Annotated in this window: 24 protein-coding genes and 1 riboswitch; of the genes, 16 read left to right on the top strand and 8 right to left on the bottom strand. The window is 71.1% G+C overall.

What is annotated here, in order from left to right; all coding sequences use genetic code 11:
- The first annotated feature begins 51 nt into the window (after positions 1 to 51).
- Positions 52 to 2,286, top strand: a complete 2,235-nt coding sequence (gene glgX, locus EV567_RS23550; protein WP_130443336.1) for a glycogen debranching protein GlgX — start codon at positions 52 to 54, stop codon at positions 2,284 to 2,286.
- A gap of 20 nt (positions 2,287 to 2,306) precedes the next feature.
- Here glgX and EV567_RS23545 read toward each other — a convergent pair whose 3' ends face one another.
- Positions 2,307 to 2,966 carry a GNAT family N-acetyltransferase gene (locus EV567_RS23545; protein WP_130443334.1) on the bottom strand — a complete coding sequence of 220 codons (660 nt, stop codon included), beginning with the start codon at positions 2,964 to 2,966 and terminating at the stop codon, positions 2,307 to 2,309.
- 110 nt (positions 2,967 to 3,076) lie between these two features.
- Here EV567_RS23545 and EV567_RS23540 point away from each other — a divergent pair, with 110 nt between their 5' ends.
- A complete protein-coding gene (locus EV567_RS23540) occupies positions 3,077 to 3,289 on the top strand; it encodes an EF-hand domain-containing protein (protein ID WP_130443332.1) in 213 nt (70 codons plus the stop codon).
- Between the two features lie 25 nt (positions 3,290 to 3,314).
- Here EV567_RS23540 and EV567_RS23535 read toward each other — a convergent pair whose 3' ends face one another.
- The 5 genes from EV567_RS23535 to gcvT all read right to left on the bottom strand — a co-directional run bounded on the left by EV567_RS23535 (position 3,315) and on the right by gcvT (position 8,423).
- Positions 3,315 to 3,872, bottom strand: a complete 558-nt coding sequence (locus tag EV567_RS23535) for a glycoside hydrolase family 25 protein (protein WP_130443330.1) — start codon at positions 3,870 to 3,872, stop codon at positions 3,315 to 3,317.
- A 180-nt stretch (positions 3,873 to 4,052) separates the two neighbouring features.
- Positions 4,053 to 5,420, bottom strand: a complete 1,368-nt coding sequence (locus tag EV567_RS23530; protein ID WP_130443328.1) for an L-serine ammonia-lyase — start codon at positions 5,418 to 5,420, stop codon at positions 4,053 to 4,055.
- 105 nt (positions 5,421 to 5,525) lie between these two features.
- Positions 5,526 to 6,788 carry a serine hydroxymethyltransferase gene (gene glyA, locus EV567_RS23525; protein WP_130443326.1) on the bottom strand — a complete coding sequence of 421 codons (1,263 nt, stop codon included), beginning with the start codon at positions 6,786 to 6,788 and terminating at the stop codon, positions 5,526 to 5,528.
- A gap of 14 nt (positions 6,789 to 6,802) precedes the next feature.
- Complete coding sequence (gcvH, locus tag EV567_RS23520; protein WP_130443324.1) at positions 6,803 to 7,180, bottom strand: glycine cleavage system protein GcvH; 378 nt, start codon at positions 7,178 to 7,180, stop codon at positions 6,803 to 6,805.
- 124 nt (positions 7,181 to 7,304) lie between these two features.
- Positions 7,305 to 8,423, bottom strand: a complete 1,119-nt coding sequence (gcvT, locus tag EV567_RS23515) for a glycine cleavage system aminomethyltransferase GcvT (RefSeq protein ID WP_130443322.1) — start codon at positions 8,421 to 8,423, stop codon at positions 7,305 to 7,307.
- Between the two features lie 165 nt (positions 8,424 to 8,588).
- Positions 8,589 to 8,699: riboswitch (glycine riboswitch) on the bottom strand.
- Positions 8,700 to 8,876: 177 nt separating this feature from the next.
- Between gcvT and EV567_RS23510 the strand changes: the two genes are divergently transcribed.
- The 9 genes from EV567_RS23510 (at position 8,877) to EV567_RS23470 (ending at position 18,933) form a co-directional block, all read left to right on the top strand.
- On the top strand, positions 8,877 to 9,563 hold the full coding sequence (locus EV567_RS23510) for an AAA family ATPase (protein WP_165430470.1): 687 nt from the start codon (positions 8,877 to 8,879) through the stop codon (positions 9,561 to 9,563).
- 84 nt (positions 9,564 to 9,647) lie between these two features.
- On the top strand, positions 9,648 to 10,448 hold the full coding sequence (locus EV567_RS23505) for an enhanced serine sensitivity protein SseB (RefSeq protein WP_130443320.1): 801 nt from the start codon (positions 9,648 to 9,650) through the stop codon (positions 10,446 to 10,448).
- 324 nt (positions 10,449 to 10,772) lie between these two features.
- Entirely contained in the window at positions 10,773 to 11,576 is an 804-nt protein-coding gene (locus tag EV567_RS23500) for an enhanced serine sensitivity protein SseB C-terminal domain-containing protein (protein WP_130443318.1), read from the top strand.
- Between the two features lie 328 nt (positions 11,577 to 11,904).
- Positions 11,905 to 12,912, top strand: coding sequence for an ABC transporter permease (locus EV567_RS23495; protein WP_130443316.1), 1,008 nt, complete (start codon positions 11,905 to 11,907; stop codon positions 12,910 to 12,912).
- 69 nt (positions 12,913 to 12,981) lie between these two features.
- Positions 12,982 to 14,778, top strand: a complete 1,797-nt coding sequence (locus tag EV567_RS23490) for an ABC transporter substrate-binding protein (RefSeq protein WP_130443314.1) — start codon at positions 12,982 to 12,984, stop codon at positions 14,776 to 14,778.
- A gap of 110 nt (positions 14,779 to 14,888) precedes the next feature.
- A complete protein-coding gene (locus EV567_RS23485; protein ID WP_130443312.1) occupies positions 14,889 to 15,887 on the top strand; it encodes an ABC transporter permease in 999 nt (332 codons plus the stop codon).
- On the top strand, positions 15,884 to 16,981 hold the full coding sequence (locus EV567_RS23480; protein ID WP_130443310.1) for an ABC transporter ATP-binding protein: 1,098 nt from the start codon (positions 15,884 to 15,886) through the stop codon (positions 16,979 to 16,981). Before EV567_RS23485 ends, EV567_RS23480 begins: the two co-directional genes overlap by 4 nt.
- Positions 16,978 to 18,213, top strand: a complete 1,236-nt coding sequence (locus EV567_RS23475) for an ABC transporter ATP-binding protein (RefSeq protein WP_130443308.1) — start codon at positions 16,978 to 16,980, stop codon at positions 18,211 to 18,213. Before EV567_RS23480 ends, EV567_RS23475 begins: the two co-directional genes overlap by 4 nt.
- Before the next feature lie 63 nt (positions 18,214 to 18,276).
- Entirely contained in the window at positions 18,277 to 18,933 is a 657-nt protein-coding gene (locus EV567_RS23470) for a trimeric intracellular cation channel family protein (RefSeq protein WP_130443306.1), read from the top strand.
- On the opposite strand, the gene EV567_RS23465 is transcribed toward EV567_RS23470, so the two are convergent.
- Positions 18,842 to 20,104: an esterase family protein gene (locus EV567_RS23465; protein WP_130443304.1), complete on the bottom strand. Its 1,263-nt coding sequence runs from the start codon at positions 20,102 to 20,104 to the stop codon at positions 18,842 to 18,844. The two genes, EV567_RS23470 and EV567_RS23465, sit on opposite strands and share 92 nt — an antisense overlap.
- Before the next feature lie 169 nt (positions 20,105 to 20,273).
- On the opposite strand from EV567_RS23465, the gene EV567_RS23460 reads away from it, so the two are divergent.
- Complete coding sequence (locus EV567_RS23460; protein ID WP_130443302.1) at positions 20,274 to 21,128, top strand: thioesterase family protein; 855 nt, start codon at positions 20,274 to 20,276, stop codon at positions 21,126 to 21,128.
- Between the two features lie 153 nt (positions 21,129 to 21,281).
- The gene (locus EV567_RS23455) at positions 21,282 to 21,647 is read left to right on the top strand and encodes a hypothetical protein (protein ID WP_130443300.1); all 366 of its coding nucleotides are present in this window, start codon (positions 21,282 to 21,284) and stop codon (positions 21,645 to 21,647) included.
- An 84-nt stretch (positions 21,648 to 21,731) separates the two neighbouring features.
- Here the strand turns inward: EV567_RS23455 and EV567_RS23450 are convergent, their stop codons facing one another.
- On the bottom strand, positions 21,732 to 22,409 hold the full coding sequence (locus EV567_RS23450) for a TetR family transcriptional regulator (RefSeq protein WP_130443298.1): 678 nt from the start codon (positions 22,407 to 22,409) through the stop codon (positions 21,732 to 21,734).
- A 121-nt stretch (positions 22,410 to 22,530) separates the two neighbouring features.
- Here EV567_RS23450 and EV567_RS23445 point away from each other — a divergent pair, with 121 nt between their 5' ends.
- From EV567_RS23445 to EV567_RS23435, 3 genes are all read left to right on the top strand, one after another.
- On the top strand, positions 22,531 to 22,698 hold the full coding sequence (locus EV567_RS23445) for a hypothetical protein (RefSeq protein ID WP_130443296.1): 168 nt from the start codon (positions 22,531 to 22,533) through the stop codon (positions 22,696 to 22,698).
- A gap of 20 nt (positions 22,699 to 22,718) precedes the next feature.
- Positions 22,719 to 22,985 carry a DUF4190 domain-containing protein gene (locus EV567_RS23440; protein WP_130443294.1) on the top strand — a complete coding sequence of 89 codons (267 nt, stop codon included), beginning with the start codon at positions 22,719 to 22,721 and terminating at the stop codon, positions 22,983 to 22,985.
- A gap of 134 nt (positions 22,986 to 23,119) precedes the next feature.
- Complete coding sequence (locus tag EV567_RS23435) at positions 23,120 to 24,289, top strand: cysteine desulfurase family protein (RefSeq protein ID WP_130443292.1); 1,170 nt, start codon at positions 23,120 to 23,122, stop codon at positions 24,287 to 24,289.

The raw sequence follows: 24,289 nt of genomic DNA, 5'->3' as shown, positions 1-24,289 counted from the left end.
GCCGTACGCCCCGGTGCCACCGTCGTTCCACGAGCCGCGGGAGGCGCAACGGTGTCCAGCGCAGCCGAGCAGGAGGCGGTGGCTGAGAGGCGTACCGCCGCGTCCGCCGTCGTGAACGGGGCACGGCGGGGGACGCCTGGCGTGCCGGTGTGGCCGGGCGCGTCCACACCGCTGGGCGCCCGCTTCCGGGTGGGCCCGGACGGAGTCGCCGGCACCAACTTCGCGCTGTGGGCGGCCGGCGCGGAGGCGGTCGAGCTGTGCCTCTTCGACGAGCAGGGCCGGGAGACCAGGGCCCGCCTCACCGAGCTGACCCACGAGATCTGGCACGGCTTCGTCCCCGGCGTGATGCCCGGCCAGCGCTACGGCTACCGGGTGCACGGCCGCTGGGACCCGTGGACCGGTGGGCGCTGGAACCCGGCGAAGCTCCTCCTCGACCCCTACGCGCGTGCGGTGGACGGTGAGTTCGCGCTGCCGCCCGAGGTGTACGGGCATGTGCGGGACTGGCCCGAGCAGCATGTCGCCGACACCGTGCGCGACGAACGGGACTCCGCGGCGTTCGTCCCCAAGGGCGTCGTGGTCCACGACGACGACGACTGGGCCGACGACCGGCGGCCCAAGACGCCCTGGGCGGACTCCGTCATCTACGAACTGCACGTGCGCGGCTTCACGATGCGGCACCCGGCGATCCCCGAGGAACTGCGCGGCACCTACGCCGGTCTGGCGCACCCCGCCGCGATCGAGCACCTGGTGAAGCTGGGCGTCACGGCCGTCGAGCTGCTGCCCGTCCACCAGTTCGCCCACGAGGACCATCTGCTGCGCCGCGGCCTGAAGAACCACTGGGGCTACAACTCCGTCGGCTACTTCGCCCCGCACGCCGCCTACGCCGCGTCCGGCACCAGGGGGCAGCAGGTCGGCGAGTTCAAGCGGATGGTGCGGGCGCTGCACGCGGCCGGCATCGAGGTCATCCTCGACGTGGTCTACAACCACACCGCCGAGGCGGGCGAGCTGGGCCCGACGCTGTCCCTCAAGGGCATCGACAACCGCGGCTACTACCGTCTGCAGTCGGACGCCCGCCGCTACGCCGACTACACCGGCTGCGGCAACACGCTGCACGTGGTCCAGCCGCAGGTGCTCCGCCTGATCACCGACTCGCTGCGCTACTGGGTCACCGAGATGGGCGTCGACGGCTTCCGCTTCGACCTCGCGGCGGCGCTGGCCCGCTCCATGCACGACGTCGACATGCTCTCCCCGTTCCTCGCGGTCATCGCCCAGGACCCGGTGCTGCGCCGGGTGAAACTGATCGCCGAGCCCTGGGACGTCGGCTCCGGCGGCTACCAGGTGGGCGCCTTCCCGCCCCTGTGGACGGAGTGGAACGACCGCTACCGCGACACCGTCCGGGACTTCTGGCGGCACGCGCTGCCCGACGTCCGCGAGATGGGCTACCGCCTCTCGGGCTCCAGCGACCTGTACGCCTGGGGCGGCCGGCGGCCCTACGCCTCGGTCAACTTCGTCACCGCGCACGACGGGTTCACCCTGCGCGACCTCGTGTCCTACGAGCGCAAGCACAACGAGGCCAACGGTGAGGGCAACCGGGACGGCACGAACGACAACCGCGCCTGGAACTGCGGCGCGGAGGGCGAGAGCGACGACGAACGCGTACGGTCCCTGCGCCGCCGCCAGCTGCGCAACCTGCTGACCACGCTGCTGCTGTCGACGGGCGTGCCGATGCTGGTCGCGGGCGACGAGATGGGGCGGACCCAGCGGGGCAACAACAACGCGTACTGCCAGGACAACGAGATCAGCTGGGTCGACTGGGGGCTGCTGGAGGACCCGGGCTGGAAGAACCTGTTCGACCTCACCTCACGGCTGATCGCCCTGCGGCACGACCACCCTGTGCTGCGCCGCCGGGCGTTCTTCTCCGGCCGGCCCCACTCGGTGGACGGGCTGCGCGACCTGGCCTGGTTCACCCCGCGGGGCACGGAGATGACGGAACGGGACTGGTACGCCCCCGCGGCCACGCTGGGCATGTACCTCTCCGGCCGCGACATCCCCGGCCGCGACGAGCGGGGCGCGCCCATCACCGACGACAGTTTCCTCGCCGTCCTGCACGCCGGCGACCGGCCGGCCCCGTTCGTCCTGCCCGGCCCGCCCTGGGCCGAACGCTACGAACTCGTCCTGGACACCTCGACCGAGGACCAGTCCCGCCCGCCGCTGACCTCGCACCCCTCGGCGGTCCCGCTGACGGTCCCGGCCCGCTCGGTGCTCCTCTTGCGCGTCCTCACCTGAACCCGCGGGCGGCGCGGTCCTCAGCGGGCGAGGAGCAGCGCCTCGGACCCCACCGGGACGTACCCGGCGGCCTGGAACGCCCGCATGCTGCGCGCGTTGCCCGGCGCGATCTGCGCCCACAGCGGCTCACCGGCGAGCTGCCGCGCCGCGGTGACCAGGGCCCGGCCGAGCCCGCGGCGGCGGGCGTCGGCGTCCGCCGTGTCCGCTGTGTCCACTGGGTTCACCTCCACCGACACCTCCAGCCGTCCGCCCACCCCGCGGCCCATCGCCAGCATCCCGCCGTCCGCGGACCAGACGCGCACGTCGTCACGGCGGCGGCGCGCGGAGCGCACCCGGGGATGCGACGCGTCCTCGATCTCCTTCAGCGCGAGGGCCGGCTCACCCGTCAGCGGCGGGCCGACGAGCAGCGCGTCGACGGTGTCGCAGGCGCGGCCGGTGCGTTCCATGAAGGCCGCCAGGAAGAGCGGGTTCATGGTGGCGGCCAGCGCGTCGCAGTCGAGGGCCGCGAGCGTCTCACGCACCCAGCGGGGGTCCTCGTCCGTGAAGACGACGGAGTGGGCGGTGAAGCACAGCACCCCGGCGTCCCGGGCGGAGTGCTGCGGGACGACGGTCGTCCCGCCGTCGGCCGGCGGGAAGACGCCCCGCGCCGCCGCGTCGAGTATGTCCCGCAACGTCTCCACTGCCGCGCTCCTCGCGTCCGCCGGTGGTCGCCGCACGGGGCGCCCACTCGGGCCGTTAACCTGACCTGCGTCAGTACGACAGCAAAGCTACGGAATAAGGGGCGGACCCGGTGGTCGACATCGAAGAAGCACGCAAGCAGTTCCAGCGGATCGACACGGACGGTGACGGCTTCATCACCGCGGCCGAGTTCAAGACCGCCCTCGCCCAGCAGGGCGACTGGAACGTCACCGAGTCGGTCGCCGAGGCCGTCATCGCCAGCCGTGACCTCAACGGCGACAAGCTCCTGTCGTTCGACGAGTTCTGGGGCTACCTCAGCAAGTGACGAACTGCCACGGGAGTGGGCGCGCTCAGTCGCCCGCGGCCCACTCCCGCAGCGCCGCCCGGTCGGCGAACCGGGCCACGTTGGTGTCGACGGGGTCGTCGGTGTACTGGTGGAAGCGCCACGGGGCCTCGATCCTGGGCTTGCCGGCCGTGCCGTAGTCGGCGATCCACAGCCCGTCCCCGGCGTACGACGTGGTGTCGACGTTCAGCCAGAAGTGCCGGTTGCAGTAGAGGATCACGCGGTTGTCCGGCCGCAGGGCCTTCACCTTGCGGATGAAGCGGTCCTTCTCCGCGTTGCTCGCGTAGGTCCCGCCGCCGGTCGTCTCCCAGTCGACGGCGAGGATGTCGCCCGGCCGGTCGGGGGCCTTGGCGACGAAGTATTCCGCCTGCTCGGTGAGGTTCCCGGGCCACAGGAAGTGGTAGAACCCCACGACCAGTCCGGCCTCACGCGCGGTCTTGGTCTGGGCGGCGAGCTTGGGGTTGACGTACGTACGCCCCTCCGTCGCCTTGACGAAGACGAAGGAGAGACCGTCCGTACGGTAGTCGGACGACTGGAACGCGCTGACGTCGATGCCTCGGAGCATGGTGCACTCCTGAAGTGCTGGGGGAGGGGAGGGAGTTGTCTGATGCCCGCTCCCCCCACCCCGGAACCTTCCCCTCCGCTCACGTCACCCGATGGAGTTCAACCCCCGCATGACGTTGACGACCGCGGTACGGGTGGCCGGGCCCGTGCCGCACGGGCGGTGTCCGTCCGCTGCGTGTCCTCAGCACTCGATGATGTTCACCGCGAGCCCGCCCCGGGCGGTCTCCTTGTACTTCACGGACATGTCCGCTCCGGTGTCCTTCATCGTCTTGATGACCTTGTCCAGGGACACCTTGTGCGAGCCGTCGCCGCGCAGCGCCATGCGGGCGGCGGTGACCGCCTTCACCGCGGCCATGCCGTTGCGCTCGATGCAGGGGATCTGGACCAGGCCGCCCACGGGGTCGCAGGTCAGGCCCAGGTTGTGCTCCATGCCGATCTCGGCCGCGTTCTCCACCTGCTCGGGCGAGCCGCCCATGACCTCCGCCAGCGCGCCCGCGGCCATCGAGCAGGCCGAGCCGACCTCGCCCTGGCAGCCGACCTCCGCGCCGGAGATGGAGGCGTTCTCCTTGAAGAGCATGCCGATCGCGCCCGCCGCGAGGAGGAAGCGGACCACGCCGTCCTCGTCCGCGCCGGGGACGAAGTTCATGTAGTAGTGCAGGACGGCGGGGATGATGCCGGCCGCGCCGTTCGTGGGGGCGGTGACCACCCGTCCGCCGGCCGCGTTCTCCTCGTTGACCGCCATCGCGTAGAGCGTGATCCACTCCATGGAGTGGGCCAACGGATCGCCCTCCGCCCTCAGTTGACGGGCCGTCATGGCGGCGCGACGGCGGACGCGCAGGCCGCCGGGCAGGAGGCCCTCGCGGGACATGCCGCGCGCCACGCAGGCCTGCATCACCCGCCAGATCTCCAGCAGCCCCTCGCGGATCTCCTCCTCGGTCCGCCAGGCCCGCTCGTTCTCCAGCATCAGCGAGGAGATCGACAGGCCCGTCTCCCGCGCCAGCCGCAGCAGCTCGTCACCCGTGCGGAAGGGGTACTTCAGGACCGTGTCGTCGAGCACGATGCGGTCGGCGCCGACCGCGTCCTCGTCGACCACGAAGCCGCCGCCGACCGAGTAGTACGTCTTGGTCAGGAGCTCCTCGCCCCGCTCGTCGTAGGCCCACAGCGTCATGCCGTTGGCGTGGTACGGGAGCGTCTCGCGGCGGTGCAGGACCATGTCGTCGTCGTAGGCGAACGGGATCTCGTGCTCGCCCAGGAGCCGGATGCGGCCGGCCGACCTGATCGCCTCCACGCGCTCGTCCGCCGTCTCCACGTCCACCGTGCGCGGCGAGTCGCCCTCCAGGCCGAGCAGCACGGCCTTGGGGGTGCCGTGGCCGTGGCCGGTGGCGCCCAGGGAGCCGTACAGCTCGCTGCGGACGGAGGCGACCGAGGACAGCAGGCCCTCGTTGCGCAGCCGGCGGGCGAACATGCTCGCCGCCCGCATCGGGCCGACCGTGTGGGAGCTGGACGGGCCGATGCCGATCGAGAACAGGTCGAAGACCGAGATGGCCACGGGAACTCCTCCATACAGGGTGGTGCAGAAGCCTTCCGCCGGGCGCCCCGCCCGCCCGTTCACGAGTGCGCGGGGCGGCCGCCGGAAAACGATGGAACTACGGAACTACTTCCCCAGACCGGGGTACAGCGGGTGCTTCTCGGCCAGGGCGACGACCCGCGCCCGCAGCGCCTCGGCGTCGTAGGCGGGCTTCAGCGTCTGCGCGATCACGTCCGCGACCTCGGCGAAGTCCTCGGCGGTGAAGCCGCGCGTGGCCAGGGCCGGCGTGCCGATCCGCAGACCCGAGGTGACCATCGGGGGCCGCGGGTCGTTCGGGACGGCGTTGCGGTTGACCGTGATGCCCACCTCGTGGAGACGGTCCTCCGCCTGCTGGCCGTCCAGCTCCGACTCGCGCAGGTCCACCAGGATCAGGTGCACGTCCGTGCCGCCCGACAGGACGTTGACCCCGGCCTCGCGGGCGTCCGCGGCCGTCAGACGCTCGGCGAGGATGCGGGCGCCTTCCACCGTACGCCGCTGGCGCTCCTTGAACTCCTCGCTCGCCGCCACCTTGAAGGAGACCGCCTTCGCCGCGATCACGTGCTCCAGGGGACCGCCCTGGAAGCCCGGGAAGACGGACGAGTTCAGCTTCTTGGCGAACTCCTTCTTCGCCAGGATGATCCCGCCGCGCGGGCCGCCCAGCGTCTTGTGGGTGGTGGAGGTGACGACGTCCGCGTACTCGACCGGGTTCGGGTGCAGCCCCGCGGCCACCAGGCCGGCGAAGTGCGCCATGTCCACCCACAGGTACGCCTCGACCTCGTCGGCGATCCGGCGGAACTCCGCGAAGTCCAGCTGCCGCGGGTACGCCGACCAGCCCGCGATGATCACCTTCGGGCGGTGCTCCTTGGCCAGCCGCTCCACCTCGGCCATGTCGACCAGCCCGGCCTCGTCCACGTGGTAGGCGACCACGTCGAACTGCTTGCCGGAGAAGTTCAGCCGCATCCCGTGGGTGAGGTGGCCGCCGTGCGCCAGGTCCAGGCCCAGGATGGTGTCGCCGGGCTGGGCCAGCGCGAACAGGGCGGCCTGGTTGGCGGAGGCGCCCGAGTGCGGCTGGACGTTGGCGTACTCGGCGCCGAACAGCTCCTTGATCCGGTCGATCGCGATCTGCTCGGCCACGTCGACGTGCTCACAGCCGCCGTAGTAGCGGCGGCCCGGGTAGCCCTCGGCGTACTTGTTGGTCAGGACCGAGCCCTGTGCCTCCATGACCGCGAGCGGAGCGAAGTTCTCCGAGGCGATCATCTCCAGCGTGGACTGCTGGCGGCGCAGCTCGGCGTCGACCGCCGCGGCGACCTCGGGGTCGAGCTCGTGCAGGGGCGTGTTCAGGACAGACATGCGTCTACGACTCCTCAGCCGGCGGTGTAGGCGGTGTACTCGTCGGCGGAGAGCAGCTCCTCCTGCTCGCCCGTGACCCGTACCTTGAAGAGCCACCCGCCCTCGAAGGGGGCGGAGTTCACCAGCGACGGGTCGTCGACGACGTCCTGGTTGACGGCGACGATCTCACCGTCGACCGGCGAGTACAGCTCGCTGACCGACTTGGTCGACTCCAGCTCGCCGCAGGTCTCGCCCGCGGTGACCGTCTCGCCGGCCTCGGGGAGCTGGACGAAGACCACGTCGCCGAGCGCGTTGGCCGCGTGCTCCGTGATGCCGACCGTCGAGACGCCGTCCTCGGCGCCCGACAGCCACTCGTGCTCCTTGCTGTAACGCAGCTGCTGCGGGTTGCTCATGGCCTGAATTCTCCTGTACGCGGGGGAGTGCTGATGGCTGGGTGACGGGGGAAACCGCTGGTGGGCGGTGAAATGTGCGCGGGGTCACGCCGGCGGACGCGACCTCACGCGAAGCGCCCGGTCGCTACTTGCGGCGCTTGTAGAACGGCAGGGCCACGATCTCGTACGGTTCGTGGCTGCCCCGGATGTCCACGCCCACGCCCTCGGTGCCCGGCGCGGCGTGCGCGGCGTCGACGTACGCCATCGCGATCGGCTTGCCCAGGGTGGGGGAGGGGGCGCCGGAGGTGACCTCGCCGATCACCTCGCCGCCCGCGACGACGGCGTACCCGGCGCGCGGGACGCGGCGGCCCTCGGCGACCAGGCCGACCAGCACGCGCGGCGCGCTCGCCTCGGCGCGCTCCGCGGCCGCCAGCAGCGCCTCGCGCCCGACGAAGTCGCCCTCCTTGCCGAACTTGACCACCCGGCCGAGACCGGCGTCGAAGGGGGTCAGCGACAGCGACAGCTCGTGCCCGTACAGCGGCATGCCCGCCTCCAGGCGCAGCGTGTCCCGGCAGGACAGCCCGCACGGGATCAGGCCGACGCCCTCGCCCGCCTTGGTCAGCGCCTGCCACAGCTCCACCGCGTGCTCCGGCTTCACGAACAGCTCGAAGCCGTCCTCGCCGGTGTAACCGGTGCGCGCGATCAGCGCGGGCACGCCGGCGACCGTGCCGGGCAGTCCGGCGTAGTACTTCAGACCGTCGAGGTCGGCGTCGGTGAGGGAGGCGAGGATGCCGGGGGACTCCGGGCCCTGGACGGCGAGCAGCGCGTAGGCGTCCCGGTCGTCGCGGACCTCGGCGTCGAAGCCGGCGGACCGCTCCACCAGGGCGTCCAGCACCGCCTGGGCGTTGGAGGCGTTGGCGACGACCATGTACTCGGTCTCGGCCAGCCGGTACACGATGAGGTCGTCGAGGATGCCGCCGTCCGCCACGCAGATCATGGTGTAGCGGGCGCGGCCCACACCGACGGAGGCGATGTCGCCGACCAGCGCGAAGTTCAGCAGGGCGGCCGCGGCCGGACCGGTCACCGTGATCTCGCCCATGTGCGAGAGGTCGAAGAGACCGGCCCGGGTGCGCACGGCGTTGTGCTCGTCGCGCTCGGAGCCGTAGCGCAGGGGCATGTCCCAGCCGGCGAAGTCGGTCATGGTCGCGCCCAGCGAGCGGTGCAGGGCGTCGAGGGCGGTATGGCGGAGCGGGGTGCTGCTCATCGGGCGTTCGTCTCCCAAGGCAAGACTGGCGAGGTCGTTCCTCCCCATCTGTCATCGGAACCTGAGAGGTTCGCCATGAAGGCCATCCGTACGACGGGGTGACCATGGCTTGCACCTTGGGTGGAGCCGCCCCCTACGAGGAGCCGGCCCGCTTTTCAGATGTGCCTCGCCCGCGCGGTACGGGGCCTGAGAGATTCAAGGGAGGGACTTGCTCCTTCGGCGCCCCGGGCCGGCGCTCTGGACGAGCGCCGCCGGGAACTCTCCCGCGCGGATTCAAACGGCCGGTATGCAGTTGGCGCGGCCATCATTGCACGGCTCGCCCCGGTCAGGGCAGGCCGCATCTGTAACCGGCTTGTGGCGGTACGTGCACGAAAACGGAAGACACCGCGCATTACCTTCTCTTTACGCTCGACGGGGAGAAGACTTGTCGGACCCCAGGGGAGGACGACCACGGTGAACAGGACCACGGCGTACGTGACCACCTCGGCCTACGCGACCACCTCGGCGATCGCCGTGCCGGCGCAGCCCGCGGCGCCCGCCGAAGCGGCCTGCGGCTCCCGGACCGCTCCCGTCGTCCGCGACCTGCGCGCCCGCGCCGGCCACAGCCCGCACGGCCTGCTGTTCGGCCCCCGCGACCTGGTCGTGGTCACCGGCCTGCCCGGCAGCGGCAAGTCCACCCTGATGCGGCGCACGGTCAAGGGCCACCGCGTCGACTCGCAGGACACCCGGGACCGCTGGGACGCGCGGACGCCGCGCGCGCTGCCGTACGCCCTCTACCGCCCCCTCGTCCGCCTCGCCCACTACGCGGGGCTGCGGCGCGCGCTGCGCGAGGGCAAGGGGGTGGTCGTGCACGACTGCGGCACGCAGGCCTGGGTGCGCGACTGGCTGGCCCGCGAGGCCCGTCGCCGCGGGGGCACGCTGCATCTGCTGCTGCTCGACGTCACCGTCGACACCGCGCTCGACGGCCAGCGGGAGCGGGGGCGCGGGGTCTCCCGCTACGCCTTCCTGCGCCACCGGCGGGCCGCGTCCCGCCTGCTGCGCGCGGTGGAGAAGGGCCGGCTGCCCGCAGGCTGCGGCTCGGCCGTCCTCCTGGACCGCGACGCGGCGGACACGCTGCGCCGCATCGACTTCACCGGCTGAAAGGTCCCGTGGGGCCGGGGCGGGGTGGCGGTACCCGTTAGCCTTTTCTGGCACCAGTGGTTCTCGGCAGGCGGCGGTAGGCAGATGGATTTCCCCCCGGCGGACTTCCCGGCGGACTTCTCCGCGGGTTTCCCGGCACAGGCGCACCCCCCTTCGCACGGCGGATGGCCCGGCAACGAGCTGGAGGAAGCGCTGTCCGCCTCCCTCGGCGTGCCCGGGGCCGGCGCGCGGATCGTGGAGGTGCTCAGCCGCAGCTTCGTGTGGATCCCGCTGCCCAGCGGCGGCGGCCCGCACAGTGGCCCCCTGGACCTGCCGACGCTGGAGCTCGACGGCCAGGCCTACGTGCCCGTCTTCAGCTCCGAGGAGCAGTTCCGCCAGGTCGTCGGCTCGCACATGTCGTACACCATCGCCCCGGCCGTGGAGTTCGCGCGCGGGCTGCCGCCGCAGGTGGGCATCGCGGTCAACCCGGAGGGCGTGGTCGGCGTCCCGCTGCCGCCCGGCGCCGTCGCCGAGCTGTGCCGGGCCGGCCGCACCCCGCTGGACGGCCCCGCCGCCGGCGGCCGGGTCCGCCTGTTCGAACCCGACTGGCAGGACGACCCGATCGACTTCCTGTCCGCCGCGTCGGCCGAGTTCGAGGCGATCGGCGTCGTCGTCACGGCCCGCCGCTGCCTCGCGGCCATCGAGACGGCCGACCCGGTGATGTTCGTCGGCGTCGAACTCTCCCAGTGGGAGGGCGACCTGAGGGCCCTTCCCCTGGAAGCCCTCGGCCGGGCCCTGACCGCCACCCCGACCCACTGGCCGGTCAACCTGGTCCTCCTGGACGTCACGGACGACCCGGTGGCCAAGTGGCTGAAACAAAACGTCCGCCCCTTCTACACCCGCTGACCACCCCGGGCCCCTGACCCCCAGGGCGACCGTCCCCACCTCAGGGGCGCGGGGAACTGCGCCCCCAGCCCCCCACAACCCGCACCCGCAGGTGAGGGAACCCCCGGCCCCCTGACCCCAAGGGCGACCGTCCCCACCTCAGGGGCGCGGGGAACTGCGCGCCCAGCCCCCCAAAGCCGCACCGGCCCACGGCGAGCCCCCGCCCCAGGCCACCACCCCGGGGCCCCGCCCCAACAACCGACACCCGATGGGCACCCGTTGTCGGCGAAGCCACCTAAGCTGGTCTCCACGAAACGCGGCCAACCAATCGAAGGGGCGGTACAGGTGAGCGCCAGCGGCATCGCGACCGGACAGGTCGAGCACATGCTGCGCCAGGTGACGCCCGGGCGCTACGACGCCTACGAGGCGCTCCTGCGCGCCCTCGCCACCCCGACCACCGGCCAGGTGTGGATGCTGCTGTGGCAGGGCCAGGCAGGCTCCCCGGACGCCCAGTACGGCACGATGGACGTCGAGGGCCACGGCTACGCCCCCTGCGTCACCTCCGCCCAGGAACTCTCGGCCAGCGGCTGGAACAGATCGTACGAAGTGGTCGACGGCCTCGACGTGGCCCGCACGCTGTACCCGGACCACCACGGCCTCTGGCTGAACCCGCACGCCCCCGGCGGCGGCGTCGGCATCCCCTGGCTCGACCTGCGCCGCATCGCCACCGGCCTGGACCGCCAGCCGGCCGGCCCCCTGCGGCTGTCCGAACCGGGCGTGGAGATCCCGCAGTTCTACGCCCTCCTCGCGCAGAACGCCCACCGCACACCGGCGTTGCGCTCACTGCGCCGCGCCTGGGTCCAGCCGGCCCTGGGCGCGCCGTACCTCGTCATCGGGCTGGACGTGTACGACACGTCCCCGCCGGCCGTGGACGCGGTGCGGGCGATGATGCAGCAGTCGATCGGCGCGGTCCCGGAGGGCCTGCCGGTGTCGACGGTCGCGATGACCGACGACCACGACCCGGTGGTGATGTGGATGCGCGTCCACGCCCGCCCGTTCTACGACCGCGAGGCTCACGCCACGGCCCCCGTCGCTCCCTCGCAGGCGTCCGCGGCGGGCTACGGCTATCCTCCTGCCGGCCGTTTCTGACTCGGCGTCCCACCCCTCACCCAGCGTGTTCCCTCCGGGGAGGTGCCGAACGTCTTCGCGCGTAGATAACGGCAGTTGAGGCGCATCAATGAGCATATGTCCGCATTCGCCCCCGTCCGGCAGTCATTACCCACCGTCCGGATAACGGAATCCCTCTGACCGCATCACGTTTACGCATCCTTTTCCTGCCAAGTCTGGCAACAGATCGCCAAAGCGTTGAAGACTCCCGCTCCAGGGGTGCTTCGCCCCTGCACACGAACGGACTGATCACGCCGCTACAGCGGCAAGTGCGGGCCGGCTACCGCCGGTTGAGAGGGGTCCCTGCCAGATGACGGCACCATTGCACGAGCCGACCGCGGAAGCGGCCCCGAGCCCGGTCGAGGAAGCGGCGGTCGCCGCTTCCGGCACGAAGGCCGTACAGGGTCGCTCCCTCGGCCGGATCGCCTGGGAGCGCCTGAAGCGGGACAAGCTCGCTCTCACGGGCGGCATCATCGTGCTCTTCCTCGTGGTGGTCGCCCTGCTCGCCCCGGTCATCACCGGCGCTCTCGGGCAGGACCCGAACGAGTATCACGAGAACCTCATCGACCCGCTGTTCGGCACCCCCACGGGCTCGCTCGGCGGCGTGAGCGGTGAGCACCTGCTCGGCGTGGAGCCCGTCAACGGCCGCGACATCTTCGCCCGCATCCTCTACGGCGCCCGCATCTCCCTGCTGGTGGGCTTCCTGTCCGCCGTCGTCGCCGTGATCCTCGGCACGGTCCTGGGCATCCTCGCCGGCTTCTTCGGCGGCTGGGTCGACTCCCTGGTCAGCCGGGTGATGGACGGTCTGCTCGCCTTCCCCCAGCTGCTGTTCATCATCGCGCTGGTCTCCGTGATGCCGAGCAACCTGCTGGGCCTGACCGGCTCCAACGTGCGCGTCTTCGTGATGATCCTCGTCATCGGGTTCTTCGGCTGGCCCTACATCGGGCGAGTGGTGCGCGGCCAGACGCTGTCGATGCGTGAGCGCGAGTACGTCGAGGCAGCCCGCTCGCTGGGCGCCGGCCGGCTGTACATCCTCTTCAAGGAGCTGCTGCCCAACCTCGTGGCCCCGATCATCGTCTACACCACGATGATGATCCCCACGAACATCCTCACCGAGGCCGCGCTCAGCTTCCTCGGCGTGGGCGTCAAGCCGCCCACCGCCTCCTGGGGGCAGATGCTCTCCAGCGCGATCGACTACTACGAGTCCGACCCCATGTACATGGTGGTCCCGGGTGTGGCGATCTTCATCACCGTGCTCGCCTTCAACCTCTTCGGCGACGGCGTCCGGGACGCGCTCGACCCGAAGGCCTCCCGCTGAACCGCCGCACCCACTGACTGTCCCGTGGTCTCACACGGGGGCTCTCATCTATCCGGAGGATCCGAGATCGTGACTACCGAACGCACCTCAGGGCGGCGGAAGCAGGCGTTTGCCGCTGCCGCCGCGGTCGCCGCGCTGCTGACCACGGCGGCGTGCGGAGGCGGAGACAACGACGGCGGCGGCTCGAAGAACGGCGCTGCCGGCTTCGACGCCGCGAACAACAAGGTCGCCCAGGCCTCGCTCGCCAAGAAGGGCGGGACCCTGAAGTTCGGCGCCGCCCAGGACGCCGACTCGTGGGACACCACGCGCGGTTACTACGGCATGATGTGGAACTTCGCCCGGTACTACAGCCGTCAGCTCGTCACGAACAAGACCGAGCCGGGCAAGGCGGGCGCCGAGCTCACCCCGGACCTCGCCACGGGTCTCGCCAAGGTGACGGACAACGGCAAGACCTACACGTACACGCTGCGTGACGGCGTGACGTGGGAGGACGGCAAGCCGATCACCTCCAAGGACATCAAGTACGGCATCGAGCGCGTGTGGGCGCAGGACGTGCTGTCCGGCGGCCCGACGTACCTGAAGGACGTGCTGGACCCCACCGGCGCCTACAAGGGCCCGTACAAGGACACCGCGGCGGACAAGCTCGGTCTGAAGGCCATCGAGACCCCGGACGACAAGACCATCGTCTTCAAGCTGCCGAAGGCCAACTCGGACTTCGAGGAGATGCTCGGCCTGATCTCCGCGTCCCCGGTCCGCCAGGACAAGGACACCAAGGCCCAGTACCAGCTGAAGCCGTTCTCCTCCGGCCCGTACAAGTTCCAGTCGTACAGCCCCGGCAAGTCGCTGACGCTGGTCCGCAACGACCAGTGGAAGCAGGCGTCGGACCCGGTCCGCAAGGCCTACCCGGACAAGATCACGATCCAGTTCTTCTCCGACGCCAACCAGCTGGACCAGCGCCTGCTCAACGGTGACCTGGACCTGGACCTCAACCAGACCGGCATGTCGCCGCAGGGCCGCACCACCGCCCTGAAGCAGCACAAGGGCAACCTGGACAACCCGGTCTCCGGTTACGTCCGTTACGCGGTCTTCCCGCAGAGCGTCGCGCCGTTCGACAACATCGAGTGCCGCAAGGCCGTCATCTACGGCGCCGACCACGTCTCGCTCCAGACCGCGCGCGGCGGCCCCGTCGCGGGTGGCGACATCGGCACCAACATGCTGCCGCCGTCCGTCCCGGGCGCCGAGGGCCAGAAGTACGACCCGTACGAGATCGCCGGCGCCAACAAGAGCGGCAACGAGGCCAAGGCCAAGGAGGCCCTGAAGGCCTGCGGCAAGCCCAACGGCTTCACGACCACCATCGCGGTCCGCAACAACAAGCCGGTCGAGGTGGCCACCGCCCAGTCGCTCCAGGCGTCGCTGAAGAAGGTCGGCATCACCGCCGAGATCGACCAGTTCGACGGCTCGCAGACCACCGGCATCATCGGTAGCCCCGAGAACGTCAAGAAGAAGAAGTACGGCATCATCATCATGGGCTGGGGCCCGGACTTCCCGTCCGTGCAGGGCTTCGGTCTGCCGCTGTGGAACAGCAAGTACATCCAGCAGAGCGGTAACAACAACTACGCGCTCATCAAGGACAAGACCATTGACGGTCTGTTCGACCAGTACGTGAACACGCTGGACGACGCCGGCAAGGAGAAGATCTCCACGGAGATCAACCACAAGGTGATGGAGGGCGCGTACTACCTGCCCTTCGTCTTCGAGAAGTTCGTCAACTGGCGCTCGGACAACCTGGCGAACGTCTACACGACCGACGGCTACAGCGGTCAGTACGACTTCGTCAACCTCGGTCTGAAGAACCCGCAGAAGTAGACCCGGCGCACCCGCCACACGGCACGAAAGGCAGGTGAAGGCCGGCGCAGCGTGACCGCGGGCCATCGGGAAACCCCCGGTGGCCCGCCGTCCGCGGCGGGCCGAGAGCTGTGCTCGCTTACCTCATCAGGCGGCTGTTCGCCGCCGCAGTGATGCTGGTGGTCATCATCATGGTGGTCTTCGGCATCTTCTTCCTCGTCCCGAAGTGGGCGGGTGTCGACATCGCGCTGAGCTTCGTGGGCAAGCAGGCCGACCCTGCCGCCATCGCGGGCGTGCGCGAGAAGCTGTCCCTGGACGAACCGATCTACTTCCAGGTCTGGGAGTTCTTCAAGGGCATCTTCGCCGGCCGCACCTACACGGGCGGCGGGGACACCATCCAGTGCGCCGCACCGTGCTTCGGCTACTCCTTCCGCAGTGAGCAGGCCGTCTGGCCGGTGCTGACCGACCGCTTCCCGGTGACCCTGGGCCTCGCGCTCGGCGCCGCCGTGCTGTGGCTGATCTTCGGTGTCGCGGCGGGCGTGCTGTCCGCGCTCAAGCGCGGCACCCTGTGGGACCGCGGTGCGATGGTCGTCGCCCTCGCCGGCGTCTCGCTCCCCATCTACTTCACGGGCATGCTGAGCCTGGCCGTCTTCGCCTTCGGGCTGAAGTGGTTCAACGCGCAGTACGTGCCCCTGGAGGACAGCTTCGGCGGCTGGTTCGGCGGCATGATCCTTCCCTGGATCACCCTCGCGTTCCTCTACGCGGCGATGTACGCCCGGATCACCCGGGCCAACATGCTGGAGATCCTCGGCGAGGACTACATCCGCACCGCCCGCGCCAAGGGCCTCAAGGAGCAGACCGTCATCGGCAAGCACGCCATGCGCTCCACGATGACGCCCATCCTGACCATGCTCGGCATGGACCTCGGCGCCCTCATCGGCGGCGCGATCCTCACCGAGACCACGTTCAGCCTCCCCGGCCTCGGCCAGGCCGTGCTGAACGCCATCAGGAACCAGGACCTGCCCATCATTCTGGGCGTCGTCCTGATCACTTCTCTCGCGGTGCTCATCGCCAACCTCGTGGTGGACGTCCTGTACGCCGTGATCGACCCCCGAGTGAGGCTCGCATGACGGAACTCAGCAAGACCGGAGCGGCCGTGGGCGAGCCCACGCCGTCCTCCCCGGCTCCGACCGCCTTCCTGGAAGTGCGCGACCTGAAGGTGCACTTCCCGACCGACGACGGCCTGGTCAAGTCCGTCGACGGGCTCAGCTTCCAGCTGGAGAAGGGCAAGACCCTCGGCATCGTGGGCGAGTCCGGCTCCGGCAAGTCGGTGACCTCGCTCGGCATCATGGGCCTGCACACCGCCGGCCAGTACGGCAAGCGCAAGGCGCAGATCTCCGGCGAGATCTGGCTGGACGGCACCGAGCTCCTCGGCGCCGACCCGGACCACGTGCGCAAGCTGCGCGGCCGCGAAATGGCGATGATCTTCCAGGACCCGCTGTCCGCGCTGCACCCGTACTACACGATCGGCCAGCAGATCGTGGAGGCGTACCGGATCCACCACGACGTCGACAAGAAGACCGCCCGGCGCCGGGCGATCGAGATGCTCGACCGGGTTGGCATCCCGCAGCCGGACAAGCGGGTGGACAACTACCCGCACGAGTTCTCCGGCGGTATGCGCCAGCGCGCGATGATCGCGATGTCGCTGGTCAACAACCCCGAGCTGCTCATCGCGGACGAGCCGACGACCGCCCTGGACGTGACCGTCCAGGCGCAGATCCTCGACCTCATCCGCGACCTGCAGAAGGAGTTCGGCTCCGCGGTCATCGTCATCACCCACGACCTGGGCGTCGTCGCCGAACTCGCCGACGACATCCTGGTGATGTACGGCGGACGCTGCGTCGAGCGCGGGCCGGCCGAGAAGGTGTTCTACGAGCCCCGCCACCCCTACACCTGGGGTCTGCTCGGCTCGATGCCGCGGCTCGACCGCGACCAGCAGGAACGCCTGATCCCGGTCAAGGGCTCCCCGCCCTCCCTGATCAACGTCCCGTCCGGCTGCGCCTTCAACCCGCGCTGCCCGTACGCTGACCTCCCGAAGGACGACGTCACCCGCACGGTCCGCCCCGAGCTGGCCGAGGTCGGCAGCCGGCACTGGGCCGCCTGCCACCTGAGCAAGGAGCAGCGGGAGCGTATCTGGACCGAAGAGATTGCGCCGAAGCTGTGAGTGACGACAAAGCGGTGACGATTCCCGCGCAGGCCGGTGAGACCCGTCGTACCGACGGTGAGGTGCTGCTGAAGGTCACCGGCCTGCAGAAGCACTTCCCGATCAAGAAGGGCCTGCTCCAGCGGCAGGTCGGCGCGGTGCACGCGGTCGACGGGCTGGACTTCGAGGTCCGTTCCGGCGAGACGCTCGGCGTCGTGGGCGAGTCCGGCTGCGGCAAGTCCACGATGGGCCGGCTGATCACCCGGCTGCTCGAGCCGACCGGCGGCAAGATCGAGTTCGAGGGCAAGGACATTACGCACCTCGGCGTCGGCGGCATGCGCCCGCTGCGCCGCGACGTGCAGATGATCTTCCAGGACCCGTACTCGTCGCTGAATCCGCGCCACACCATCGGCACGATCGTCGGCGCCCCCTTCAAGCTCCAGGGCGTCGACCCCGAGGGCGGGGTCAGGAAGGAAGTGCAGCGGCTGCTGTCGGTCGTGGGTCTCAACCCCGAGCACTACAACCGCTACCCGCACGAGTTCTCCGGCGGTCAGCGCCAGCGCATCGGCATCGCCCGCGCGCTCGCGCTCAACCCGAAGCTGGTCGTGGCCGACGAGCCGGTGTCCGCGCTGGACGTGTCGATCCAGGCGCAGGTGGTCAACCTGCTCGACGACCTCCAGCAGGAGCTCGGCCTGACGTACGTGATCATCGCGCACGACCTCTCGGTCGTCCGGCACGTCTCGGACCGGATCGCGGTGATGTACCTCGGCAAGATCGTCGAGCTGGCCGACCGCGACGCGCTGTACAAGTCGCCGATGCACCCGTACACCAAGGCGCTGATGTCGGCGGTGCCGATCCCGGACCCCCGGCGCAAGGACGCCAAGAGCGAGCGGATCCTGCTCAAGGGCGACGTGCCCTCGCCGATCTCGCCGCCCACCGGCTGCCGGTTCCACACCCGGTGCTGGAAGGCGACGGAGATCTGCAAGACCACCGAGCCCAAGCTCGTCGAGCTGCGCCCCGGCCAGCAGGTCGCCTGCCACCACCCGGAGAACTTCGCGGACCAGGCCCCGCAGGACACCGTCCTGCTGACCGCCGCGAAGGAGGCGGCGGAGCTGGTGGCCGACGAGGTGCTCGCGGAGTCGGCGGAGACCTCGGCGGCGGTGGCGTCCCTCACGGAGGAGACGGCGACCGCCGAGACGGAGCCGGCCACGCCGCCCGCCCCGCCTGCGGAGACGCCCTCCAAGGAGAAGTAAGCACCATCGAGCCCCCGCCTTGCAATGGAAGGCGGGGGCTCTGTGCTGGGTCAGAATGGAAGGGTGTTCCAGCAAATGTTCAGCCCCTCCGTCCAGCACACCCTCGACCTGATCGGCATCTTCGTCTTCGCCATCTCCGGCGCGCTGCTGGCCGTCCGCAAGAACTTCGACGTCTTCGGCATCGCCGTGCTCGCCGAGGTCACCGCGCTGGGCGGCGGGATCTTCCGTGATGTGATCATCGGCGCGGTGCCGCCCGCGGCCTTCACGGATCTGGGGTACTTCCTCACCCCGCTGTTCGCCGCGCTCCTCGTGATCTTCCTCCACCCGCACGTGGAGCGCATCCAGACCGGCGTGAACGTCTTCGACGCGGCCGGCCTCGGCCTGTTCTGCGTCACCGGCACGACGAAGGCGTACGCCTACGGGCTCGGCCTCACCGCCTCCGCCGCCCTGGGCCTGGCCACCGCCGTGGGCGGCGGCGTGCTGCGCGACGTCCTCGCCAACGAGGTGCCCTCGCTGCTGCGCTGGGACCGCGACCTCTACGCGGTGCCGGCGATCGTCGGCGCCACGATCGTCGTGCTCTGCATCCGCTACGACGTCATCGGCCCCTGGGCCAGCGGCGGGGCCGCCGTCACCGCCTTCGTCCTGCGGCTGCTCGCGATGCGGTTCCACTGGCGAGCGCCTCGCGCGTGGAACCGTCGCTCGACGGTGAGCGAGGAGTAGCGGGAGGCGAGTGAGGAGCGGCGGGAGCCGACCTCGCGCCGCCGACCGGGTGCTCGCCCATCTGCTCGGTCAGCCACCGGAACGCCGGCACGATCTGCGGCCGCCACAGCGTCGCGTTGTGACCGCCCGCGCTCTTCGGCAGATACACGACGTGCACGCTCGTCGGCGCCTTCGCCTCCCGTCGCAGCGCGAGGGCGTCCTCGTAGCCGTCGTGCGGCTGGCCGGAGAGGTAGAGCGCGACGGCTGGCGGTTCGGCGGCCCGGCGCAGCACCAGCAGGGGATCGGTGGCCCGGCGCAGGGCCGGGTCCTGCGCGGCCATGGAGGAGGGCTCGCCCGCCGGATCGTTGTAGCCGGACAGGCTCACCGCGGCCCGGTAGCGGTCGGGGTGGGCGACGGCCAGCTCGACCGCGCAGTGCGCCCCGGCCGAGAACCCGGCGACCGCCCAGCCCCGGGGCGCGGGCTCGGCCCGGAAGTTGTCCGTCACCATCTTCGGGACGTCCACGCTCAGCCAGGTGTCGGCGTTGACGGTGCCCGGCACGTCGGCGCAGCCGGTGTCCACGCCGGGCAGCAGCGTGGTGCGCGGCGCGACCAGGATGAACGGCGCGATCTTGCCCGCGCGGATCTGCGGCAGCAGCCGCTCGTGCACCCCGAGCGGCCCGAACCATGACTTCGGCGATCCGGGATAGCCCGGCAGCAGCTCCACCACGGGGAAGGTGCGGTGCCGGTAGGCGGGCTGGTCGTACTGCGGCGGCAGCCACACGTAGACCTCGGCGTTCACGCCGGAGACGCGGCCTTCGAGCTGGGTGACGCGCACCCCGCCCGCAGCGTGCATGCCGGCTCCGTCGCCCTGGGTGAAGGTCTGCCGGACCCTGGGCAGCCGTGCCGCCGCGATGCCCGCCGCGCCGTCGGCGCCGAGGTCGGCGGCCTGCTCCACATGGCTGCCGGTGCCGAGCAGGTCGCCCCAGGTGTCGTACAGGTTGTTCGCGTTGTTGACCAGCACGAAGACCAGGGCGACGGCCGTGCCCTGGGCGAACAGCAGCATCAGCATCCGGGCCGAGGCCCGCACGACCCTGGGCCCGCGCAGCCGCGACCACAACAGCAGCGGCAGGGCGACGGCGACGAGGGACAGGACGAGCAGGGTGCAGAGGAACGGAGTCCCGGTGAGGCTCATGTCTGTGCAGAGGGGCGGCCGGGGGTGGGGGTTCACGGGGGAGGGGGACGCTTACCGGGGTCTTGCCGGGTTCTCACCTGGGGAAGGGAGATGCGCTCCGGCTCGGGCTCAGGCTGGGGCTCAAAGAGAAAAGCTACCGCTTAGTAATCTCCTGTTGTACGGTTCAGGCATGCCAGAAGCAGCCATCGCCCCCGCCGCCGTCGGCGACAGCGAGTTCGACCGCGACACCGCCGTCACCCTGCGCGAACCCGGCGTCTACGACACCGACCTCTCCGCGGGATGGACGATCTTCGGCGCCGTCAACGGCGGCTATCTCCTCGCGGTCCTCGGCCGCGCGCTGGCGGACGCCCTCCCGCACGGCGACCCCTTCACCGTCTCCGCGCACTACCTCAGCGCCTCCCGCCCCGGCCCCGCCGTCGTGCGCACCGAGACGGTCCGCGCCGGCCGCACCCTCTCCACCGGGCAGGCCTCCCTCTTCCAGTACGACGGAGAGGGCCGCGAGGTCGAACGCATCCGCGTCCTCGCCTCCTACGGCGACCTCGACGCCCTCCCCGACGACGTCCGCACGTCGGCGAAGCCGCCCGCCTTCCCGCCGATCGGCCAGTGCTTCGGACCCGAGGACGGGCCCGCCCCCGCCCCCGACGCCGACCAGCAGCCCATCGCCCAGCGGCTGATGCTCAAACTGGACCCCTCGACCATCGGCTGGGCGCTCGGACAGCCCTCCGGCAAGGGCGAGATGAGGGCCTGGTTCGGCCTGGCCGACGGCCGGGACGCCGACCCGCTCTCCCTGCTGCTCGCGGTGGACGCCCTGCCGCCCACCGCCTTCGACCTGGGTATCGCCGGCTGGGTCCCCACGGTCGAACTCACCGTGCACGTCCGCTGCCGCCCGGCCCCCGGCCCGGTGCGCGTCTCCATCACCACCCGCAACCTCGCGGGCGGCTTCCTGGAGGAGGACGCCGAGGTCTGGGACAGCGAGGACCGACTGGTCGCGCAGTCACGGCAGTTGGCCCGCGTACAGCGGTGACCGCCGGGGGGAGCCCCCGGTTCGGGAGGGGCTTCGGCGCGGTTGCGCCGGCCGGCTGACAGACGGTGCACAGCGCGGGCCCAAGCAGGGCCCAGGCGACGGTGGTTGAGTCCCGGCGCAAGCCGTTCCTCATCCTCTCCGGAGCTGGTTCTCATGAAGCGCGCACTGAAGTCGGCCCGTCTCGCCCCCGCGGTGGCACTGCTGGCGCTCTCGTCCCTGGCCCTCGTGGCCTGCGGCTCGGGCGACTCCTCGTCGTCCACATCCTCCGGCGGCGGCTCCGCCGGGCAGCAGGGGTGCCAGGCCCCGTCCGGGATGCCCGGCGGGGCGCCGTCGGGAGCGCCGTCCGGTGCCCCGTCGGGGGCTCCCTCCGGGGCGCCGTCGCGCGCACCCTCGGGCATGCCTTCGGGTGCGCCCTCGGGTATGCCGAGCGGCGGGCCCGGTGGGGGCCGGGCCGGCGGCCAGGGCGGCGGCTGCGGTGGTCCGGGGCAGCAGCAGGGGCAGGCGCAGCAGCAGGGCTGACCTTGGGGCGCCCTCGGTAAGGCACGAGCGGCGGGCGGCGCACTCGGGGTGAGTACGCCGCTCGTCCGTCGGCGTGGACCGGGCTCAGTCGAGCCAGTGATGGCGGCCGATGCTGATGAGTCGCATCTGGCGGGTGGCGAGCCGGGTGACGTACTCCTGGGCGGTCTCCCGCTCCGCCCGGACGTCCCCGTCCGCCTCGCCGTCCGCGGCCGGCTGGAGTTCCTGTTCCTGGGCCTCCAGGAACAGCGAGGCGGTGACGAGCATCTGGTCGACGTAGAGGTGGGAGAGCATCAGCAGGTCGTCGTCGCTCCAGCCCTCCGACTCCGGGTCCTTGGCCAGTTCGATCCTCACCTCTTCGGCGAATCGCCCGAGTTGCTCCCGGATCGCCTCCCGCACCGGCTGGACCCCGCCATGTCGTTCCCGGGCGATGAAACGGACGTGAGCGGGGTACGCGTGAACGTGACGGGCGATCAACTCGACGGCGCGGGTGATGCGTTCGTCGCTGGACTGGGCGGTGGTCACGGTGGTCCGGATCATCGGGTGCAGGCTGCCCAGGGCCTCCTCGACCAGGGCCACGCCGAGGTCGGCGGTCGAGCGGAAGTGCCGGTAGAAGGCGGTCGGGGCGACGCCGACGGCGCGGGTGACCTCGCGCAGGCCCAGGCTGCTCAGGCTCTGCTCCTCCAGCAGGCCCAGCGCCGCGTCGAGGAGCGCCTGCCGGGTCTTCTGCTTCTGGGCCTGACGGATGCCGAGGGTGTGACTCATATCATCCAGTTAACAACTGTTCTCTGGAAATGCAAGTCGGGAGGCACGGTAGACTCGAAAGTCAGTGAACAACTGTAACTACAACTGTTCACCGAAACTTCACGAAGGGGGATCCGTTCCCATGCTGTTCCTCGTCGCCGCACTGCTGCTGCTCGGCGTCGTCCTGGGCACCGTCGCCCACGCGCCGCTGGGCTTCTCGCTCGCCGCCGCCGCCGTGATCGCCGCCTGGCTCGGCATCTTCGCGCTCCGCGAGCGCCACGGCCGCCGGCACCACACCTCGTCCCACTGACCGGAAGGAGCAGAACGACCATGCAGCTCACCGCACCGGCTTCCCGCCGCACGGGCGTCCGCGACACCGACGGCATGGCCGTCGCGTCCTTCGTCCTGGGCCTCGTCGGCCTCCTCGTCCTGAACGTGTTCCTCGGACCCGTCGCGATCGTCCTGGCGTCCGTGGCCCTCTGGCGCGGCACCAAGCGCCGTGGCCGTGCCTGGCTCGGCCTTTCCCTGGGCGTCGCCGACCTGATCGTCCTGATCGCCTTCATGCAGGCCGACGCGACCGTCTCCTGGAACTTCTGACCCAGGCCGACGGCCCCCCGCGCGCTCGCGCGGCGGCCACCCGCCGAGACGGCCCGCCCCCACCGCCGTGGGCAGCCGCTCCGGACCACCGTGGCACGAGGCACCGCGACCCCGCCCCGTAGAATCGCCTCACCATGGCATACCTCGACCACGCCGCGACCACTCCCATGCTCCCGGAGGCGGCAGAGGCACTGACCGCCCACCTGGGCGTCACCGGCAACGCCTCCTCCCTGCACGCGTCCGGCCGCCAGGCCCGCCGCACCGTCGAGGAGTCCCGCGAGACCCTCGCGGAGTCGTTGGGCGCCCGCCCCAGCGAGGTGGTGCTCACCTCCGGCGGCACCGAGGCCGACAACCTCGCCGTCAAGGGCCTGTACTGGGCCCGCCGGGACGCCGACCCCGCCCGCACCCGCGTCCTCGCCAGCCCCGTGGAGCACCACGCGGTCCTGGACGCCGTGCACTGGCTCGGCGAACACGAGGGCGCCACCGTCGAATACCTCCCCGTCGACGCCCACGGCAGGGTCCACCCCGACGCCCTCCGCGAAGCGATCGCCCGCGACCCCTCAGACGTCGCCCTCGCCACCGTCATGTGGGCGAACAACGAGATCGGCACCCTCATGCCGGTGCGTGAACTCGCCGAGACCGCAGCCGAGTTCGACGTCCCCCTGCACGCCGACGCCGTCCAGGCCTTCGGTCAGGTGCCCGTCGACTTCGCCGCCTCGGGCCTCGCCGCGATGACCGTGTCCGGCCACAAGATCGGCGGCCCCTACGGCATCGGCGCGCTCCTGCTCGGCCGTGAGTACACGCCCGTACCCGTGCTGCACGGTGGCGGCCAGGAACGGCACGTCCGCTCCGGCACCCTCGACGTCCCCGCCATCGCCTCCTTCGCCGTCGCCGGCCGCCTCGCCGCCGAGCAGCGCGAGTGGTTCGCCCACGAGATCGGCGCCCTGCGCGACTCGCTGATCGACGCCGTCCGCACGGCCGTCCCGGACGCGATCCTCGGCGGCGACCCCGCGCCCGAGGGCCGGCTCCCCGCCAACGCCCACTTCACCTTCCCAGGCTGCGAGGGCGACTCCCTGCTGCTGCTCCTGGACGCCCAGGGCATCGAGTGCTCCACCGGCTCCGCCTGCACCGCCGGCGTCGCCCAGCCCAGCCACGTCCTCCTCGCCACCGGCACCGATCCCGACCTCGCCCGCGGCACCCTCCGCTTCTCCCTCGGCCACACCTCCACCGAGGCCGACGTCGAAGCGGTCGCCGAGGCCATCGGCCCCGCCGTGGAACGCGCCCGCGCGGCGGGACTCACCTGA

It is taken from the genome of Streptomyces sp. BK239, from assembly GCF_004217285.1.
Lineage (GTDB): Bacteria > Actinomycetota > Actinomycetes > Streptomycetales > Streptomycetaceae > Streptomyces.
This window is presented reverse-complemented; position numbering and strand designations above follow the sequence as displayed.